Source organism: Streptomyces sp. NPDC037301 (assembly GCF_055602785.1).
Map to the genome: position 1 here is coordinate 1 of NZ_JBVJWD010000085.1, position 18,762 is coordinate 18,762.

The 18,762-nt window shown below is 69.2% G+C and carries 16 protein-coding genes and 3 pseudogenes; 12 read left to right on the forward strand and 7 right to left on the reverse strand.

Going from position 1 to position 18,762, the window contains the following annotated elements:
* Positions 1 to 1,850: type I polyketide synthase (locus ACZ7IB_RS46140; protein ID WP_470921153.1), on the reverse strand; the 1,850-nt coding region annotated here is incomplete at its 3' end.
* Between the two features lie 437 nt (positions 1,851 to 2,287).
* Here ACZ7IB_RS46140 and ACZ7IB_RS46145 point away from each other — a divergent pair.
* Genes ACZ7IB_RS46145 through ACZ7IB_RS46165 form a run of 5 tightly spaced genes read left to right on the forward strand, consistent with a single transcriptional unit; the run spans position 2,288 to position 7,663 of the window.
* Positions 2,288 to 3,793, forward strand: a complete 1,506-nt coding sequence (locus ACZ7IB_RS46145) for an NDP-hexose 2,3-dehydratase family protein (protein WP_470921155.1) — start codon at positions 2,288 to 2,290, stop codon at positions 3,791 to 3,793.
* On the forward strand, positions 3,790 to 4,815 hold the full coding sequence (locus ACZ7IB_RS46150) for a Gfo/Idh/MocA family protein (RefSeq protein WP_470921156.1): 1,026 nt from the start codon (positions 3,790 to 3,792) through the stop codon (positions 4,813 to 4,815). Before ACZ7IB_RS46145 ends, ACZ7IB_RS46150 begins: the two co-directional genes overlap by 4 nt.
* Positions 4,815 to 5,552 (forward strand): NAD-dependent epimerase/dehydratase family protein, encoded by a 738-nt coding sequence (locus ACZ7IB_RS46155; protein ID WP_470921158.1) that lies wholly within the window; start codon positions 4,815 to 4,817, stop codon positions 5,550 to 5,552. Before ACZ7IB_RS46150 ends, ACZ7IB_RS46155 begins: the two co-directional genes overlap by 1 nt.
* A 58-nt stretch (positions 5,553 to 5,610) precedes the next feature.
* Positions 5,611 to 6,864 carry a glycosyltransferase gene (locus ACZ7IB_RS46160; RefSeq protein ID WP_470921160.1) on the forward strand — a complete coding sequence of 418 codons (1,254 nt, stop codon included), beginning with the start codon at positions 5,611 to 5,613 and terminating at the stop codon, positions 6,862 to 6,864.
* A 52-nt stretch (positions 6,865 to 6,916) separates the two neighbouring features.
* The gene (locus ACZ7IB_RS46165; protein ID WP_470921162.1) at positions 6,917 to 7,663 is read left to right on the forward strand and encodes a thioesterase II family protein; all 747 of its coding nucleotides are present in this window, start codon (positions 6,917 to 6,919) and stop codon (positions 7,661 to 7,663) included.
* Positions 7,664 to 7,767: 104 nt separating this feature from the next.
* Here ACZ7IB_RS46165 and ACZ7IB_RS46170 read toward each other — a convergent pair whose 3' ends face one another.
* Positions 7,768 to 8,094: a nuclear transport factor 2 family protein gene (locus ACZ7IB_RS46170; RefSeq protein ID WP_470921175.1), complete on the reverse strand. Its 327-nt coding sequence runs from the start codon at positions 8,092 to 8,094 to the stop codon at positions 7,768 to 7,770.
* A gap of 125 nt (positions 8,095 to 8,219) precedes the next feature.
* On the opposite strand from ACZ7IB_RS46170, the gene ACZ7IB_RS46175 reads away from it, so the two are divergent.
* The 3 genes from ACZ7IB_RS46175 to ACZ7IB_RS46185 all read left to right on the forward strand — a co-directional run bounded on the left by ACZ7IB_RS46175 (position 8,220) and on the right by ACZ7IB_RS46185 (position 9,703).
* Positions 8,220 to 8,555, forward strand: a complete 336-nt coding sequence (locus ACZ7IB_RS46175) for an ArsR/SmtB family transcription factor (protein WP_470921163.1) — start codon at positions 8,220 to 8,222, stop codon at positions 8,553 to 8,555.
* Positions 8,556 to 9,263, forward strand: coding sequence for a cation efflux transmembrane domain-containing protein (locus ACZ7IB_RS46180; protein ID WP_470921165.1), 708 nt, complete (start codon positions 8,556 to 8,558; stop codon positions 9,261 to 9,263).
* Between the two features lie 302 nt (positions 9,264 to 9,565).
* Positions 9,566 to 9,703, forward strand: a complete 138-nt coding sequence (locus ACZ7IB_RS46185; RefSeq protein ID WP_470921166.1) for a hypothetical protein — start codon at positions 9,566 to 9,568, stop codon at positions 9,701 to 9,703.
* Between the two features lie 625 nt (positions 9,704 to 10,328).
* On the opposite strand, the gene ACZ7IB_RS46190 is transcribed toward ACZ7IB_RS46185, so the two are convergent.
* A complete protein-coding gene (locus ACZ7IB_RS46190; protein ID WP_470921168.1) occupies positions 10,329 to 10,688 on the reverse strand; it encodes an ArsR/SmtB family transcription factor in 360 nt (119 codons plus the stop codon).
* A gap of 137 nt (positions 10,689 to 10,825) precedes the next feature.
* On the opposite strand from ACZ7IB_RS46190, the gene ACZ7IB_RS46195 reads away from it, so the two are divergent.
* The 3 genes and pseudogenes from ACZ7IB_RS46195 (at position 10,826) to ACZ7IB_RS46205 (ending at position 13,668) form a co-directional block, all read left to right on the forward strand.
* Positions 10,826 to 12,322 carry an MFS transporter gene (locus tag ACZ7IB_RS46195; RefSeq protein WP_470921169.1) on the forward strand — a complete coding sequence of 499 codons (1,497 nt, stop codon included), beginning with the start codon at positions 10,826 to 10,828 and terminating at the stop codon, positions 12,320 to 12,322.
* Positions 12,323 to 12,685: 363 nt separating this feature from the next.
* Positions 12,686 to 13,414, forward strand: a pseudogene (locus ACZ7IB_RS46200) (sporulation protein); the annotation flags it as partial.
* Positions 13,414 to 13,668: a twin-arginine translocase TatA/TatE family subunit gene (locus tag ACZ7IB_RS46205; protein ID WP_470921170.1), complete on the forward strand. Its 255-nt coding sequence runs from the start codon at positions 13,414 to 13,416 to the stop codon at positions 13,666 to 13,668. The pseudogene ACZ7IB_RS46200 and the gene ACZ7IB_RS46205, both read left to right, overlap by 1 nt.
* A 21-nt stretch (positions 13,669 to 13,689) precedes the next feature.
* On the opposite strand, the pseudogene ACZ7IB_RS46210 reads toward ACZ7IB_RS46205, so the two are convergent.
* The 3 genes and pseudogenes from ACZ7IB_RS46210 to ACZ7IB_RS46220 form a co-directional block, all read right to left on the reverse strand.
* Positions 13,690 to 14,076, reverse strand: a pseudogene (locus ACZ7IB_RS46210) (response regulator transcription factor); the annotation flags it as partial.
* Between the two features lie 397 nt (positions 14,077 to 14,473).
* The gene (locus ACZ7IB_RS46215) at positions 14,474 to 15,577 is read right to left on the reverse strand and encodes a sensor histidine kinase (RefSeq protein ID WP_470921172.1); all 1,104 of its coding nucleotides are present in this window, start codon (positions 15,575 to 15,577) and stop codon (positions 14,474 to 14,476) included.
* Complete coding sequence (locus ACZ7IB_RS46220; protein ID WP_470921173.1) at positions 15,574 to 16,239, reverse strand: response regulator; 666 nt, start codon at positions 16,237 to 16,239, stop codon at positions 15,574 to 15,576. The genes ACZ7IB_RS46215 and ACZ7IB_RS46220 overlap by 4 nt, the downstream gene beginning before the upstream one ends.
* Before the next feature lie 186 nt (positions 16,240 to 16,425).
* On the opposite strand from ACZ7IB_RS46220, the gene ACZ7IB_RS46225 reads away from it, so the two are divergent.
* Entirely contained in the window at positions 16,426 to 17,664 is a 1,239-nt protein-coding gene (locus ACZ7IB_RS46225) for a DUF418 domain-containing protein (protein ID WP_470921174.1), read from the forward strand.
* A 38-nt stretch (positions 17,665 to 17,702) separates the two neighbouring features.
* Here the strand turns inward: ACZ7IB_RS46225 and ACZ7IB_RS46230 are convergent.
* Positions 17,703 to 18,583: pseudogene (locus ACZ7IB_RS46230) on the reverse strand (transposase); the annotation flags it as partial.
* Between the last annotated feature and the right edge of the window lie 179 nt (positions 18,584 to 18,762).

The window sequence follows — 18,762 nt, forward strand, 5'->3', positions numbered from 1 at the left end:
CCATGTGCACGCCACACCTCGGCCAGGGACACCATGACCGCCCACAGCATCGGCTGGACCACATCCACCCGATCAAGAGACGGCGCACCCTCCCGCTCCCGCAGCACGTCCTCCGGCACCCAGTCGATGTGCGGCTCCAACGCGGCCGCGCACTCGCCGAACCGCTCCGCGAACACCTGCGAAGAATCCAGCAACTCCACCGCCATACCCGCCCACTGGCTGCCCTGGCCGGGGAACACGAACACCACACCGTCAGCCCTGTCCGCCCGTACCCCGGAGACCACACCTTCAGCCGGCTCACCCGCCGCCACCGCCTCCAGAGCAGCCACCAGCTCCTCGCAATCGGAACCCAGCACCACCGCCCGGTGCTCAAGTCCCGCCCGCGAAGTCACCAACGACAGACCAACATCCGCGAGCGAGACGTCTGACGACCTCGCGAACTCCCGCAACCGCGCCGCCTGCCCACGCAGCCCCGCAGCCGACCGGCCCGAAAGCGCCCACGGCACCACACCGCCACCAGCCACCACACCGACCTGACCCGGCTTCGCCGCCGGGGCCCGCTTCACCACGGGAGCCTGTTCCACCACCACATGCGCGTTCGTCCCGCCCAGGCCGAACGACGACACACCGGCCACCAGCGATACGTCCGGACGCGGCCAGGGCGAGCGCTCGGTCTGGACCTGGAGGTGCCAGTCAGCCAGCGGGATGGCCGGGTTGGGCGTTTCGAAGTTGAGGCTGGCGGGGAGCTCCCCCGCCTCCAGGGAGAGCAGGACCTTGAGCAGGCCGACGATGCCCGCGGCGCCCTCCAGGTGGCCGACGTTCGTCTTGGCCGAGCCGACCTGCAAGGGTGCGTCCGCCGGGCGGGCGGAGCCGAGGACCGTGGCGAGCGCCGCGGCCTCGATGGGGTCGCCGACGGCTGTGCCGGTGCCGTGGAGTTCGACGTACTGGATGTCCTCGGGGCGTACGCCCGCCGCGGTGTACGCGCGGCGGAGTACGTCCTCCTGGGCCTGCTGGCTGGGGGTGGTGAGGCTGTCACCGCCGCCGTTGTTGACGGCGCTGCCGCGCAGCACGCCGTGGATGTGGTCGCCGTCCCGCAGCGCCTGCGCCAGGGGCTTGAGGAGGACGAAGCCGCCGCCCTCGCCCCGTACGTAGCCGTTGGCGCGGGCGTCAAAGGTGTAGCAGCGGCCGTCGGGGGAGAGCCCGCCGAACCGGGAGACGCTCAGGGTGCCGTCGAAGCTGAGGTTGAGGTTCACCCCGCCGGCGAGGGCGATCTCGCACTCTCCCGCGCGGAGGCTCTGGCATGCCATGTGGACGGCGACCAGGGAGGACGACTGGCCCGAATCGATGGTGAGGCTGGGGCCGTTCACGCCGAGGAGGTAGGAGAGCCGGTTGGCGATCATGCTTCGCTGCAGACCGGCGAGAGTGTGGTGCGAGACCGCTTGCGAACTGCGCTGCCGGGTGAGGGTCGCGTAGTCGTCGTTCATCGCGCCAACGAAGACGCCGGCGCGCAGGGCGGCCATGCGCTCGGGGGTGATGCCGCCGTTCTCCAGCAGTTCCCAGCCGAGTTCGAGCGCGAGGCGCTGCTGGGGGTCCATGGCCGCTGCCTCGCGCGGCGAGATGCCGAAGAAGTCGGCGTCGAACTGATCGACCGGGTCGAGGAATCCGCCTTGTTCGGAGATTAACTCCGCTTCTTCGGAGGAGCGTTGTTGCCACCGCCCCGAGGGCAGTGGGGTGATCGCGTCGACCCCGTCGCGCAGGAGTTCCCATAATCGCGCCGAAGAGTCGGCCTGCGGCAGACGGCAGGAGAGACCGATCACAGCAATCTGATCGACCTCGTCATCGTGCCGCACCGAACGAGCACTCCTGGACAAAGTGAACCCCCGCTAATCACACCTATAGAGCAGTTGACAAGCGCAAGATCGACCCTGCCATACGCCACCAAACAGCGGCAATGTGATGTGGATCACGTTCAGCTATTCAACTGGCCTTCCACGCGCGGTTCTTGATCAGCACGGGGACGGCTGTGCGGGGCCTGGAAACACCCGCAAAATCTGCGCTTTTTTCGCCCGCGGCGCGCCCTGGAAAGTGTTGACAGCCGAGCACCGGAGAAGTAGGACTAGCAGGGCTCAGGAAGTGTATGCCCAGACACACTCCGGGTAATAGCAGGAGTTGACAGTGTCTGAAGGAGCGCCGCCGCAGCCGTCCCCATTGGATGCCTTCCTCCACTAGTTACACGCTGGTTACAATCCGCGCCAGGGAACAGCCAGGGAACAAGGAGCGACTACTGATGACGCACGCCCTGCCGGGCAGCGCCGACGTCTCAACCAAGCCGGAGACCCGCTCAGCAGCCGGAATAGCCCGTTCCATGCGAGAAGCCGACCGGGCCGTCTCCAGCCTGCGGGATTTTCACGCATGGTTTGCCGCGTACCTCGAAACGGAAAGTTCAGAGATACGCCGCATCCCGTTCGCTGAGCTGAAAGGCTGGCGTTTCGAGGAGCCGCACGGAAACCTCGTCCACGAGAGCGGCAAGTTCTTTTCGGTCCAAGGTCTACGGGTTCGGAACGCCCCCGGGGCGGTGCCCGAATGGGACCAGCCGATCATCAATCAACCCGAAGTCGGCGTACTGGGCATCCTGGTCAAGGAATTCGACGGCATACCGCATTGCCTGATGCAGGCAAAGATGGAGCCGGGCAATCACAACAAGGTACAGATATCGCCCACGGTGCAGGCGACCCGGAGTAACTACACCCGGGTGCACGGCGGCCGGCCGGTGCCCTATCTCGACTTCTTCCGGAACGCCTCCCGGCACCAGGTACTGGCCGATGTGCTCCAGTCGGAGCAGGGATCCTGGTTCTACCGGAAACGAAATCGAAACATCATCGTCGCAACATCCGATGACGTGGAGTTACTGGACGGCTTCTACTGGCTGTCCGTAGGGCAGCTGCACGCCCTGCTGTCGGGGCACGACCTGGTGAACATGGACTCGCGCACGGTCATGGCCTGCTTCCCGTTCACCTCCCCTTCGCCGTCCGGCCCGTGGGCCTTCGACGGTGCACCGGCCGCGCCCTGGCCGGTGGAGGACGCAAGCATCGGCTCCGCACTGGCCAGATCGCTGGATCCCGGATACGGCGCACTGCACTCCCCTGGCTCCGTCCGCAACTGGTTCACCGGGGCGCGGGCCGGCTTCACGGGCGAAGCGCACCTGGTGGATCTCGGCAGCGTCCGCAACTGGCAGCGCTCCGACGACCGCATCTCGCACGGCCGTGGTGTGTTCTTCGACGTGATGGCCGTGGACGTACGGACCGGCAGCCGCGAGGTCTCCAGCTGGACCCAGCCGATGATCGAGGCGCGCGGTCAGGGCGTCGCGGCCTTCCTCGTACAGCGGATCGGCGGCGTACTGCACGTCCTGGTCCGGGTCGGCTCCGAACCCGGGTTCATGGACGCGATCGAGCTGGCGCCCACCGTGCAGTGCACTCCGGAGAACTACGCCGTTCTTCCGGCCGAGGCCGCTCCCCCGTTCCTGGACGAGGTGCTGCACGCCCCCGCCGACGCCGTCCGCTTCGACACCGTGCTGTCCGAGGAGGGCGGCCGGTTCTTCCACACGCGCAGCCGCTATCTGATCGTCGAACTCCCCGCGGAGCGCGAGCTGGTGGAGCCGGACGACTTCCGTTGGCTGACCGTTCACCAGCTGTCGAACCTCGTGCAGCACAGCAACTACCTGAACATCCAGGCCAGGACCCTGCTCGCATGCCTGCACAGTCTGCTGGGTCCAGCCGGAGGAGAATGCACTTGAGTACTTCCCCCTCGCCCGGCCCCGTGCGGGTCGGCGTGCTCGGCGCGTCCTCGATCGCGGCGCGGCGCACCCTGCCCGCGCTGCGCGAGACACCGGACACCACCATCACCGCCATCGCCAGCCGGGAGCAGGCGAAGGCCGAGTCCTTCGCGTCCCGGTTCGACTGCGAGGCCGTGCACGGCTACGAGCGGCTGCTCGAACGGGACGACATCGACGCGGTCTACGTGTCCGTCCCCAACGCCCTGCACTCCTCCTGGGTGCGATCCGCGCTCGAAGCGGGCAAGCACGTCCTGGCCGAGAAGCCCCTGACCACCTGCGCGGCGGACACCACCGCGCTGACCCGGCTCGCACGGGAGCGCGGCCTGGTGCTGCGCGAGAACCTCGCCTTTGTCCACCACGGCTTCCACCGGAGCGTGGCCGACTTGGTCGCGAAGGGGCGGATCGGTCAACTGCGGCACGTCGACGCGGCGTTCCTCTTCCCGCCGCTGCCCCCGCAGGACGTCCGCTACCGGCCCGAGCTCGGCGGCGGCGCCCTGCTGGACGCGGGCATCTACCCGGTGCGCCTCGCCCAGTACTTCCTCGGCGACGACCTCACCGTCGCCGGGGCCGTGCTGCGCCACGACCCGGCGTCGGACGTCGATGTCGCAGGCAGCGCGGTGCTCGCGTCGGCCACCGGGCAGATCGCCACGCTCAGCTTCGGCTTCCTCCACACCTACGGCTCCCGCTACACCCTGTGGGGCAGCGACGCGCGGCTTTCCGTGGACCGTGCCTTCACCCCGCCGCCGACCACGGCGCCCCTGCTGCGCATCGAGGGGCAGAACCACGCCGAGGAGATCGTCCTGCCCGCCGAGCACCAGTTCGCCCACTCGGTGGCCGCGTTCGCCGCCGCCGTGCGGCAGACCGTCGCCGCAGGAGCCGACCGGGACCACGAAAGCTGGGCCGCCACGACCGTACGGACCGCCGAACTGCTCGACGGCATAGCGAAGTCGGCGATCCGCGTCACCGCCACGGAGGGCATCTGATGGAGATCGTCGGTAACGGCTTCATCGCCCGCAATCTGGCCACCGTCGGTGAACGCCATCCGCACGCCACGGTGCTGGCCGCCGGTGTCTCCAGCACCAGCGTCCTCGCGGAGGCCGAATTCGCCCGCGAGGCCGCCCTGGTGGACGAGGTCACCCGGAGGTGCCGCGCCGACGGCCGCCTCGTGGTGTTCCTGTCCAGCGCGTCCCACGCCCTGTACGGCACCGGGGACACGGCGATGGCCGAGGACGTCGAGCTGCTGCCGACCTCGCCGTACGGCAGGCAGAAGCTCCGGCTGGAGCGCATCGTCGCCGAATCCGGCGCGCCCTGGCTCGTACTGCGGGTGAGTCACGCGATGGGCCGCTGGCAGCGCCCGCACCAGCTGCTCCCCGCGTTCGTACAGCAGGTGCGCAGCGGCAGCGTGCGGCTTTACCAGGGAGCGCACCGCGACCTGATCGACGCGGCCGACTTGACCCGGGCCGTCGACGGACTGCTCGAAGAGGGCGTGGATAACGAGGTGGTCAACGTCGCCTCCGGCAGGCCGCTGCCAATCCAGGCGGTGATCCACGGCATCGAGGAGCGGCTGGGGCTCTCGGCACGGCACGAGATCGTCGACGGGCCCCTCTCCATGACCCGGGTGTCGGTCGAGAAGCTCTGCAGACTGCTGCCCGAGATGCAGTCGGTGACCGACGCCGACTACCTCGACCGCATGCTCGACCGCTACGTCCCCTACTACTGAAACACCGCAGCAACCGGGCGGCTCCCCCTCTCACTCGTCCCTTTCGTACGGAGGACTCATGCAGGTCTCACTCGTTGTCACAGGGTCACGGGGTGATGTCCAGCCCTTCATCGCGCTGGGCACCACCCTGATGTCCCGGGGGCACTCGGTCGTTCTTGCCACCCACGGAGACTTCGAGAAGCTGGTGCGGGAGTCCGGTCTGGACTTCGCCGAACTGCCGGGCAGCCCCAAGGACTTCCTGGCACATCCGGCGCTCGCCGAGGCACTGCAGCAGGGCGCCTCGCTCTTCAAGGCGGCCCGCAAGGTGCCGCGCCAGACGCAGGAGCACATCCGGCTGCTGGCCTCCCGCATCGAGGAGGTGTGCAAGGGCGCCGACCTGGTGGTCAACAGCGTCCTGAGCCGGATCCTGTTCGAGGACAACGGCAAGTCGCCCTGGGCCTCGCTGACTTGGTGGCCGCTGAACCCGACGGGACAGTGGCCGGCCATGATGGCCCCGCAGTCCAAGCTCGGACCGCTCTACAACCGGCTGACGCACCGGATGGCAGGGCTGCTGGACTGGATCTCCGTCCGGGGCTACCGCAAGGAAGCGGACATGCCCGCTCTGCCCTTCGGTGCGCCCTACCGCGAGCTGGGCCGCGACGTACCGCTGCTGTGCCCGGTCACCCGCGAGATGTTCACCGAGCCGTCCGACTGGCCCGCGCTGTCGCGGTTCACCGGATACTGGTTCTGGGACCGCGAATGGAGCCCGTCGGCGGAGCTGGTGGACTTCGTGGAGTCGGGGGACGCCCCGGTGTCGCTGTCGTTCGGCAGCATCTGGCCGGTGCACCAGCCGGAGAAGACGCTGGAGAAGGTGCTCGGCGTGGTCCGCTCGCACGGCCGGCGGCTAGTGCTGGTGGGCGGTGGCCCGGAGAACGTGCCGGACGACGTGTTCCGCGTCGACGACGTGCATTACCCCTGGCTGTTCCCCCGCTCCTCGGTCGTCATCCACCACGGCGGCTGCAACACCACGGGCGAGGCGCTGCGTTCGGGTACTCCCCAGGTGGTCGTGCCGACGTTCGGCGACAGCCCGTTCTGGGCGGCTCAGGTCCACCGGATGGGTGTGTCGCCGCAGCCCATTCCGTTCTCGAAGTTCACCGCCGAGCGCCTCGACGAGGCACTCGGCAAGGCACTGACCGACCAGGGCATGGCACGACGGGCGGCCAGTGTCGGGGAGGCCGTACGCGCCGAGAAGGGCACCGAAGCGGCCGTCGACGTCCTGGAGGACTGGGTGGAGCGGTGGAACGGCCGCCGGAAGGCATCCGACTTCGTATGACCGGGGCTCAGGCGCGCTCCGCAGATCCGATTACCAGGGAGTCAGCACAACCATGACCGAGACGACGGAATGCTCCGACAGTTCCATCCGGCGCTTCCACTCCTCCGAAGCGGGCGTCCGCCTCGTGTGCTTCCCGCATGCGGGCGGCGCCGCCAGCTACTTCTTCCAGGTCTCGCGGCAGCTGTCGGCGGTGGCCGACGTGCTGGCGGTCCAGTACCCGGGCCGGCAGGAGCGGCGCAAGGAGCCGTTCATCTCCAGCGTCACCGAACTGGCTGACGTACTGGTGGCGGAGCTGCGCCAGTGGGCCGACCAGCCGCTGGCCCTGTTCGGCCACAGCATGGGTGCGCTGGTGGCCTACGAGGTCGCCCGCAGGCTGGAGCAGGAGGGCGTCAACCCGGTCGCCCTCTTCGCCTCCGGGCGCGCCGCGCCCTCGCTCTCGCGTGACGAGGGCGTGCACCTGCGCAGCGACGAGGGGCTGCTCGACAAGGTGCGGGAGCTGGGCGGCACCGCGGGCGCCCTGCTGGAGGACCCGGACGTGGTGGAGATGCTCATGCCCGCCATCCGCAACGACTACCGGGCGGTGGAGACCTACCGCCACACCCCGGGCCCTCCGCTGGCCTGCCCGCTGGTGGTGTTCACCGGCGACGCGGACCCGCAGGTCACCCGTGCGGGGGCGCAGGCCTGGGACGCCTTCTCCACCGGCGGCTTCGAGCTGAACACGTACTCCGGCGGGCACTTCTTCCTCGATGCGCACGCCGCTCACGTGCTGGGGAAGATCCGCTCCCGGCTGGACGGCTGAGCGCCTGCCGTCCGGTTCGTTCTTGCTACGGGCGGGCGTCATGACGAAGCTCCTGGCCCACGGTGTCGTGGACCAAGAGCTTCGCGCGTGGGGCGGCCGCCCCGTTACGACGCGGGGGTGTTCTCGTGCTTCCACTCCCTGACGTGCTCGGGCTGGTTCTGAATGGCGGGGAGCATGATGTTCCGGTTGCCGGTCGTCCAGTCCACCGTCATCTTCAGACCGCTGATGCACCAGCCACCGGCGGTGCGCACCAGGTTGTAGAGGTAGTGGCCGCCGACCGTCCAGGTGGGGTCGCCCAGCTCGTTCTCCAGGATGTGGGTGGCCAGGACGGACGCGGTGCACTCCGCGGTGTCGCCGTTCAGCGTGACCAGGTGGTTGCTGACCAGGCCACCAGAACACCGCCGACCTGTGGCAGAGGGAAAGCCAGGGATTCAGCCCCGCGTACGCCGCCGACGTCGTCCGTCGCTGACCGGTCCGCACGGCCCGCACTCTGACGATCCGACCCACACGAGAATCCATCATTTTCTGAATTCACACTTCTATGTACTATCGGGGTGTGCTGACTCTTGCTTCCGACATTGAGGTCCTGGCGCGGTTCGGGCGCGCCCTCGCCGACCCGATCCGCTGCCGCATCCTGCTCGCGCTGCGCGAGGCCCCGGCCTACCCCTCTGACCTCGCCGACGCCTTGGAGATCTCGCGCACACGCCTGTCGAACCACCTTGCCTGCCTGCGCGACTGTGGCCTGGTCGTCACGGCGCCGGACGGCCGGCGCACCCGCTACGAGCTCGCCGACGACCGTCTGGGCCATGCCCTGGACGATCTGCGCGCCGCTGTCGTAGCCGTCGCCGCGGACCGCACCTGCGCGCACGCTGACGAGAAGGGCTGCTGCTGAATGCCTGCGATATCCCTCGGCCCCAGTCCCTCCCGACGCGACGCGCTCACCCGCCGAATACGGCTCCTGGTCTCGGCGACCATCGCCTACAACGTGATCGAGGCGATCGTCGCAATCACTGCGGGCACAATCGCTTCCTCGACCGCCCTGATCGGCTTCGGCCTGGACTCCGTCATCGAGGTCTCCTCGGCTGCTGCCGTCGCGTGGCAGTTCTCCGCCACCGACCCCGACGTCCGCGAAGCGCGAGAGAAGACCACGCTGCGGATCATCGCGGTGTCCTTCTTCGCACTCGCCCTGTACGTCACAGTCGACTCCGTACGAGCCCTGACCGGCACCGGCGAAGCCGATCACTCCGTCCCCGGCATCATCCTGGCCGCACTCTCGCTGGCCATCATGCCGTTCCTGTCCGCTGCCCAGCGCAAGGCCGGACGGGAGCTGGGCTCGGCATCGGCCGTAGCCGACTCCAAGCAGACGCTGCTGTGCACCTACCTGTCCGCCGTGCTGCTCGTCGGCCTGCTCGCCAACCTCACCCTCGGCTGGTCCTGGGCCGATCCGATCGCCGCCCTCGTCATCGCGGTCATCGCCGCGAAGGAAGGCCGAGACGCCTGGCAGGGCAAGGGATGCTGCGCCCCAGCCCCACTCGGGCCTACCGCAGCCAAGTCCCAGGCGGACGAGTGCGGTTGTGCTGCGGGATGCGACTGCTGCTGAGCCGCAGAAATGTGTCGGGTCCTCAACCCGGGCGGCACCCTCCTGCTGATCGACCACATCGTCAGCCACCACTTCGCCGCCCGCATGGGGCAGCGCCTCCTCGACCCGCTCCCGGTCAAGCTCGCCAGCGACCACCAGTTGCGCCATCCCCTGCCCGTGGCCTCGGAGAGATCGGACTGCGCATCCCGCCGACGGACCCCGAGGTCGAAACGCTGTTCGCGGGCCGGCGGGAGGACCTGGCAAGCTGCCGGAAGTTCGCCCCGACCGCACGCAACTACACCGCCGCAAAGCCGATCTCCCTCGTGGGCCTGCGCATCAACGAGGTCCGCCGCCTTGACCTGGACGATGCCCGCTGGGAACTGGGCCGGTTCGGCAGACTGCACGTCCGCTTCGGCAAAGGACACAGGGATCCGGGCCACGCCAGCGAGTGGTGCCGCTGATCAACGGGGCGGACCGGGTACTGCGCTGGTACATCGAGGACGTGTGGGGGTACTTCGATGACGACCACACCCGTCCCGGTGCACCGCTGTTTCCCTCCGAACGTCACCACGCCGACGGCTCCGCCGCCCGCGCGGGCGCCGACTCCTTCCGCCGGGGACTCGCCCCCACCACAAGCAGCACATACGGCGGCCTCTGTTGTATCGACGGCTTGCCGCATTGCATGGCGAACGCCCCGGCCACTCCTCAAGACACAGCGGTGATGGCAGCTGCGGACGTCAGGCGTTCAACGATGTCTCCGCCGGTACAAACGCCCCAGACGGCGCTGCACTCTGAGCGGCATCGTCCCCGGTCAGCGATATCCGTTGTTTCTACGTCCATTACTACGGCACCCCCAGATGCTACGGCGACCCCCGCCGCTGCGGTGCCGTCCCCCATGCCTGCGACGAGGGCTGGATCTGGCAGGACATCGACGTGCCCGACTACATGCACTTCGACACGGGCTACCCGTCCCAGCCACTGCCCGAGCGGACGGCCACATCCGGACCCTCCGTGCCGGCTGAGGTCCTCGACCGTCCCGGCCGGACGCTCCCCCGTCCAGCCGGGGCTCAAGCCCGCGTCGCCCGGTCAGTCGTGCGGTGCCTGACCGCTCACCCGGTGGTCGGCATGACTGAGCGCCTCCATGACCAGGCGCCTCAAATGCCCGTCGGCCAGGCGGTAGTGGACGTAGCGGCCCTCACGGCGCGTCTCCACGAGTCCGGCCAAGCGCAGTTTCGCCAGGTGCTGGCTGACCGCGGTACGGGACGCCGCGCACCGCTCGGCCAGCGAGCCGACGTCCGACTCGTCGAGCGCGAGCAGCCACAGCACGTGCAGCCGCGTCGCATCCGAGAGCAGCGCGAACACCCGGGTCGCCTCGGCAAGGCGGGCGGTGTCGGGTTCACGCAGATGCGCATCGGGCGCAGCTGGGACAGGCTCGCGTTCAGGCATGCGCCCAGCCTAGAGCCGGGGCGGCGAAACAGCCCCAATCATCATGTGCGCAGATGCGCACATGATGAGTACAGTGATAGGGCATCGACCCGACGACCGCCGTGACGCCTCACCGTTGCGGCCAGGGAGCCCGCCGCATGCTGACCGTCCTGCGCAACCGCACCTACCGGCACCTGTTCACCGCCCAAGTCGTCGCCCTGACCGGCACCGGCCTGGCGACGGTCGCGCTGAGCCTGCTCGCATACGACATCGCGGGCGACAGCGCCGGCGAGGTGCTCGGCACAGCGCTGGCGATCAAGATGGTGGCGTACGTGCTCATCGCCCCGGCGATCGGCGCGTTCGCCGATCGGCTGCCGCGCCGCACCCTGATGGTGGGTGCCGACCTGATCCGGGCGGCAGTGGCCCTGTGCCTGCCCTTCGTCGGACAGGTCTGGCAGGTCTACGTCCTGATCTTCCTGCTCCAGTCGGCGTCGGCGGCGTTCACCCCGGCCTTCCAGGCCGTCATCCCCGACGTACTGCCCAAGGAGCGTGACTACACGCAGGCGCTGTCGCTGTCGAGGCTCGCCTACGACCTGGAGAGCCTGTTCAGTCCGGCGCTCGCGGGCCTGCTGCTGACCGTGATGACGTACAACTGGCTGTTCACCGGCACCATGCTGGGATTTGTCGGCTCAGCCGCGCTGGTCGTCTCCATCGCCATGCCCAAGCCCGCCTCGGCGCCGGCCGACCGCACTGGGGGCGTCTACGCGAAGGCCACTGCGGGCAGCCGCCTCTTCTTTCAGGTGCCGCAGCTGCGTTCCCTGTTGGCCCTGAACCTGGCAGTCGCCGCCGCGAGCGCCATGGTGGCCGTGAACTCTGTGGTGTATGCGCGGGGCGTGTTCGGCCTGTCGGCCGGCTCGGTGTCTCTCGCGCTCGGTGTCTATGGTGCCGGATCGATGGCGGTCGCGCTGATACTGCCGCGCGTCCTGGACCGGGTCTCGGACCGGTCCGTGATGCTGAGCGGGGCGCTGCTGCTCGTGGTCGTGTTCGCCGGGCTCGGTGTCATCACGGCCGGGCAGGGCGGGAGCTGGCGCTGGCCCGCGCTGCTTGTGGCGTGGGCGGTGTTCGGTGCCGCGTGTTCGATGGTACTCACGCCGACCGGGCGACTGATCCGGCGCTCGGCTCCGTCCGAGGAGCGTACGGCGGCGTTCGCCGCGCAGTTCTCGCTGTGTGATCGACGGGCAGCGCCACAGCGCTGTCGGGGCTGGTTCCGGGCTGCCCCGCGGGGGCCCGCAGACGGTCCACCGCATGGGCGACGCCGTCATCGTGACCATGACCGTGTCCGTGATCACGTGCGTGCTCGTGGAGCTCATTTTCTGGATCGTGGACATGCTCGCGATCCGCTGAGGCCGAAGCCGCGATGGACTGCTCACCACAGACGGCCGCCGAGCCCGCGGCGTGCGGCCCGGCGAACCCCGGGCCGTGCAGGGCACCCACCAGATGGACGCCGACCAGCAGCATCAGGCCGAACAGCAGGGCCGCACGCACCGGTCGCCCCTTCGTCCCGTCGCTGCACACCACGCCGACCATGCACTAAAAGTAAGCGAACACACACAAACCGCCACTTAAGGATTCGCGCGCCCCTCCCCAGAGAGTGAAGGATGGGCACGACCACAGGGGCAGCACCCCAGGACGACGCCCCGCGCCGGCGCAGCAATGGCCACCATCCTCTTGACCGGTTCACGGCGACGCCGAGGGAGGTGACGGGCCGGCCGCCACGGGGCCCTCGACCAGCGCACCGGCCACGAACTCGACCGCCACGCCCTCGCAGCCATCCCCCGTCTCTCCCACCCCGACCGCGACCGGCCCGACGAATCCGACTCAGGCGGAGAAGTGAGAACGGAACCCCAGTCGCCCCCGTCGGCCGGCCCCTGAGGAGGCCGTGGTGCTCTGGACCACGCGGTACATCGACGCGGCGGTCGCCCAACTGCGCGCGGAGAGCCACGAGATTCGGGACGAGGACGCCGGTCACCGAGCTGTACGGGCAGGGCCTGGGCATCGTCCTCGGCGTGCGCACCGAGCTGTCGGTGGCCGGGGCCAAGGACAAGGGCGACCTCGACCAACTCACCGTGGGCCCGCTGCCGGTGCAGGAGGCGATCCTCGAAGCGTTCGGGCAGCTGGGCTTCGGCTTCAAGTCCGCGGAGCTGGAGTACGGCCGCATCGGTGGCACCAACCAGCAACTCCCTTTCTATCAGGAGATCGAGCTGACCCCGGCGCCTCAGTACGCGCATACGGTCAACGAGATCGAGGTGACTTTCCTCGCCGCCCCGGGCGGCATGGACGTGGTCCTGGAGGCCGACAAACGCGGCGGGCTCTTCTCCGGCGGGCATGACGCGCTCACCCGGTTCACGGTCGCGCACGACGGAGTCCATCACCAGGACTGGCGCTCGCTCGTCGACGGCTGGCTGCGGCAGTTGATCGAGCACCGGTCGGCGTACGCGGCGGGCTCCTCGTACGGACACGGCGATCCGTACGCCGGGAACCACAGCCATGGTCAAGGGCACGGTCATTACGAGGAGCGTCATCACGACGGTGGTCACCGTTCCGGTCCCGGTACGGGCACGGCCATCGCGGCGGGCGCGGCCGGGCTCGCGGTCGGCGTCGTCGGGGGCATGGTCGCCGCCGAAGTCGTCGACGAGGTCGGGGACTTCTTCGAGGGCGCCGACGAGGACGAGGGCGGCGACGACTGATGTTCGGAATCAGTGAGATCGCGATCATCCTGATCGTGGTCATACTCGTGCTGGGCGCCAAGAGGCTCCCCGACCTAGCCCGTTCCGCGGGCAAGTCGGCCCGCATCCTCAAGGCCGAGGCGAAGGCGATGAAGGAGACTCAGGGCGCCGACGGGGAAGCCGGGGCGCCTCGTGTGATCCGCGGCGAGGCCGTCGACCGGCAGGACTCCGGGGACTCGAAGGCGGATATGGGGCAGCCTCCTCGCCGCGCATGAGGCACGCCGTCCGGGCAGCGCCTACGCCGGTTCGGCGCCCCGCGAAGGGGCTCGGTGTGCGGCGGCGCTGGCCAGTCCGGTCCCGTAGGCGACGTCCACGGCCTGGACGCTGTCGCGTAGTTGGAGTTTGGCGAGGATGCGCGAGACGTGTGTCTTGACGGTTGTCTCGGACAGATGGAGACGACCGGCGAGCTCTGTGTTGCTCAGCCCCTGGGCGAGGAGGCGGAGGACTTCGAGTTCGCGCGGCGTCAGTGCGGCCAGGTCGGGGTGAGGGCCGGCAGACCGTGCCGCCTCGGTCTCCGGGGCGTGGCGGGCATGGCGTTCGACGAGGCGGCGGGTGATGGCCGGGGCGAGCAGCGCGTCGCCGGTGACCATGCGGACGGCCGCGACCAGGTGTTCCGGCGTGACAGCATGCTCAGGATCGCCAGGCCGCGCGCGAGATCGGTCCGCGGCTGCCGGCGCGGACGGCATGACCGGAGCTGAGCCGTACCTCCACAGTGGCCACACTTCAGGAGAAATGCCGGTTTCAACCGTCCGGCAGGTGTCCGAACAACCCCCCGCCGACTGGGGGGCTTCAGGCCACGCGGCCGGAATTGGGATCGTGGGCGAGGGCCGACTCACCGGATCGGCGATCGATGCCGGTGCAGCGGAGGGGTAATCCCGTCATTGATAGATCGTTCCCACTGCCCTGGCTGGGCGACGGCGACTTCAGCGCCGCGGTGTTGAAGTGTGAGGTGACCCCTTGCAGGCTGCGATGACCAGCGGTCCCGAGCATTCCGTCACTGCTTACACTCGTGCCACCTGGTCACGACGTGCCCATGGCTGGAAGCTCCAGGCGAAGTTCGTAGCCACCGTCAGCCGTCGGGCCGGAGGTGACAGTGCCACCAAAGAGCGCGGCGCGCTGACGCAGGCCGACCAAGCCGTAGTGCGCACTGGGCAGAGGGAGAGCGGGCCGGGTCGGTGCGGCATTGGTGACCGTGACACGGACGGCGCCCCCCTCGTGGCAGATGTGAACCGTCGCGGTGGCGCCGGGGGCGTGCTTGCGTACGTTGGTCAGCGCCTCCTGGACGGTGCGGTAGATGGCGCGCTGGACGGTCGGCCGAAGGCCGTCAGGCAGGTCCGTCTGCAGCTCGGCCTCGATGCCGCTGCTGTCGACCAGTCGCTGCAGGTCGGCCAGGGACGGCTGCGGAGTCAGCTCCGTGAGGCGGCCCCCGGAAGCGCGCAGGACGCTGACCATGTGCCGCAGTTCGTCCAGCGTCTGTACGCTCAGCCGCCGGATCGTGGCTGCGGCTTCCTTGACTTCGGCGTCCCGGGTGCTGACCTGGAGCGCTCCGGCCCGCACCGCAATCAGGCTGACCTGGTGAGAGACCACGTCATGCATCTCCCGGGCGAGCTGCGCGCGCTCCTTGGCCAGCACGGTCTGGTCGGTCAGGAGCCGCTCATGATCACGCGCCTCGGAGATCTCGGCGATCCGCAGAGACAGATCACGCCGCGTCTGGACGAGCTGGCCGAGAAAGACGGGAGCGGCCGCCGTCGCCGCGGTGTAGCCCAGAGTGATCAGGGTCGACATGTCCGACAGGTCGAATCCCGGTGACGGCCACGAGGTCATGTCACTGATCGTGAACACCAGGGCACAGCCGGCCAGCAGGGTGCGGTGGCGGCTGAGTGAGGCGAGTGTGTACAGCGCGGCCAGCGCCGCGAAGACCGCATCGGAGAACAGGACGGCGGGCAGGGTGAGCAGGAAAGTAAGCAGCGGCAGGCGACGGCGCAACAGAAGAGCGAAGGCAGCGGCCAGGGCGAAAGCCAGCCGAAGCGGCTCGTCAGTGTGAACATTGACCCAGACATCGAGCAGCACGACTCCGACGAGGGCGGCGTCCGCCAGCGGGGCGGGCAGGCCGCGGGGAATCATCCGCCCTCCTGATCCCGAGGCGGCTTGAGAAGGCCGGCCCGTTCGGCGAGCAGGGCGGCCTGGACACGGCTCCCCACCTCCAGCTTGGTGAGGATGGCGCTCACATGGTCCTTGACCGTGCCGGTACTCAGGTGCATCCGTGTGGCGATGTCGGTGTTGGACAGTCCCTCGGCGACGAGGACGAGTACGGCGCGCTCGCGGTCGGTCAGCCGGTCGAGGCTGCGGGCGGCGGGTTCCTGGGAGCCCGCCTCGAGGTAGCCGTCCACGACCGTCCGGGTGACCTTGGGCGACAGTACGGTGCCGCCGTCGGCCAGGGTCCGCACCAGGTACGGCAGTTCCTCGGGGTCGGTGTCCTTGAGCAGGAAGCCGGCGGCGCCCGAGCGAAGTGCCGTTGCCACGTACTCGTCCATGTCGAACGTCGTAAGCATGGCCACCACCGGAGGGTGCGGCAGCCGACGGAGGCGGGCCAGGACAGTGAGTCCGTCCACGTCCGGCATCCGGATGTCCAGCAGCACGACGTCGGGACGTATTTCCTGCGCCGTCCGGACCGCCTGGCCGCCGGGAATCGCCGCCACGACCTCGATATCGTCCGCCGCTTCGAGGATGTGCTGAAAGCCCGTACGGATCAGGGCCTCATCGTCGACCACCAATACCCGGATCACACGTGCTCCACTCGCCATCGGACCACTGTCCGGTTCGTACTACGCCGAGGGTAGCCCTGCGGGTGCCCGACACCGAATACCGCCAGGCGGCGGGGCTGCGCCAGCCAGTCGGCGGGGGCGGTTCCGGACACCTGCCGGATGGTTGAATCCAGCAGGTGTCCGGAACCTGGAGTAATGACTGGAGTAATGACGCGGGACGTATCACCGGCCGTGCTGTCCGGGGCCGCACCGGCGGCCGGGACAGGCCACTCCCCCTTCGCCACATCGTCGACAGGTCGGCTGATCGGCCTTGACCTGGCCCGGGGTCTGGCGATCCTGGGCATGTTCGCGGCCCACGTCGGCCCCGAGCCGTCGGTGGGCGGCCCGCTGGGCTGGGCGATGGAGCTGGCGCGTGGCCGGTCCGCTGCCCTGTTCGCGCTGCTCGCCGGGTTCAGCCTGATCCTTCTCACCGGCCGGCCGCGGCCGCGGACCGGGCGCGCGGGTCGGCAGGCCGTGGTCAGGGTGCTGATCCGCTCCGCCGTTCTGATCGCCCTGGGATACGCCCTGGTCGCTCTCGACACCGATGTCGACGTGATCCTTGCCGCCTACGGGCTCCTCTTCGTCCTCACGCTTCCCCTGTATCGGCTGCGGGCCGCCACCCTGACCGTTATCGCTGCGGCGGCCGCGCTCGTCATGCCCCAGGTGCTGTATCTGATCCGGATCACGGTCGAGGGCGGGAGCTGGGCCGATGCCGTCATCGCCCACGATCCGCTGGCCCGGATCACCAACTCGGACGGCTTCGTCGAGCTGTTCATCACCGGCCCGTACCCGGTGCTGACCTGGCTGCCCTTCATCATCGCCGGAATGGCGGTGGCCAAGCTCGACCTCGGCCGACCCGGCGTTCTCACCAAGCTCGCCATGTGCGGCGGCGTGCTGGCCGTGCTCGGCTATGGAGCCTCATGGCTGGCCCTGCACCTGGTGCCGGGCGCGCAGGCCGCCGTGAACGCGGCCACGGACACCACGGGCGCGGCATCGGCCTGGTGGTCCGACGCCGTGGGCGAGGACCCGACCGCAGGCGTTCCCGCCTGGCTGTTGGTGGCCGCGCCGCACAGCCAGACGACATGGTCCATCTTGGGCAACACCGGCGTCGCCCTGGCGGTCCTGGCCGCCTGCCTCATCGCCACCAACCGGTCGGCACCCCTGCGGTGGTTCGCCGCGCCCGTCACCGCGGTCGGCTCGATCGCCCTGACCGCGTACGTCGGCCACATCATCGCCATCAAGGCCCTGGGCATCGACGATCTGCCGGACTCCGCCGCCCTGCCGGTGTTCATCTGCTTCGCCGTCGCGGCCATGCTGCTGGCCCTCGCCTGGACCCGGTTCTTCCGGCGCGGCCCACTGGAATACATGCTGCGTGCCGCCACCACACCCGCCCGCCTCATCAACTGACCGGCGGCAGACAACGAAAACAAACACTCCACCAGCTGGGCAGTCCAGGCGGATCGATGGGTCAGCCTCGGGTGGAGCCGGTTCCAGGCCCGTGCGGTGGCGGTGCCGTAGAGACGGGTCTCGGTCACCGTCGCCGTGTCCGGGGTGCCCAGGTGGTGGGGTCGCCGAAGACGAACTCGCCGCCGTGACCGGGCGGGCGGCCCCGGGTGCCGCGCTCCCGTGGAGGAACCGGGCGGCGAAGGACACGGTCCGAGCGCATGCGACCCAGCACCGGCAGATCCTTCAGCAGGAAGGCCAGCCGCGGCACGTCGTATCCAGCGTCCACCACGATGAGGACGTCCGGATCGCCGTTGTGCCACTGCCCGGCTACCATCAGCCGCGCGACGAGTTCACGCATCTGCCCGGCCGTGACCGTGGCGGCATCATCTCCCCGGGCCAGACGCAGCGCGTCCAGCGGCGCGGTCCACGAACTGCGGCCCGTTTCCAGCGCGCAGATCACCGAGTACGGCCAGCCGGGAACAGGAATGTGCTGATCCTTGCCCCGGCCGTAGGTGTGACACAGGATCCGCTGCGGTGAGGTATGCGCGCTCGGCCGCAGCCAGCAGGTGATGTCGGCGGCCAGCACCAACCGGCCATCCGCCGCCCGCGGCAAAGACACCGCAGCCAGGGCCCACCGCAGCCTGCCGACATCGATCCGGCCCGCGGCCAGAGCATCTTAGAGCCCACCGTGCCCACGACGATGCTCGCCCACCAGCGACAGCTCCACCAGCGACCGGACCGGACCATCCGCACACAACACGGCATCCGCCAGCTCGAACAACGCATCCGCACGCCGGGTCAGACAGGAGTAGAACTCACCCCGGAAGCGTGACAGTTCCGCAAACGGATCCTGCCCGAGAGCATGATGCAACAGACTCATCCCCACGGCCTTCGTGCTGAGCTTGCGTGTTCCTTGGTCGGATCACATGCTCAGCCGAAGGCCGCCTGCACGCAGGGCCTAGGCGCAATACCGGTGATTTAGGTCTTTTTCCGGGAGGTTGGGGCTGGTTTGGTGGGTCCGACGAGGGTGACTACTGGGGTGTCCGGCCGGGGCTGGTT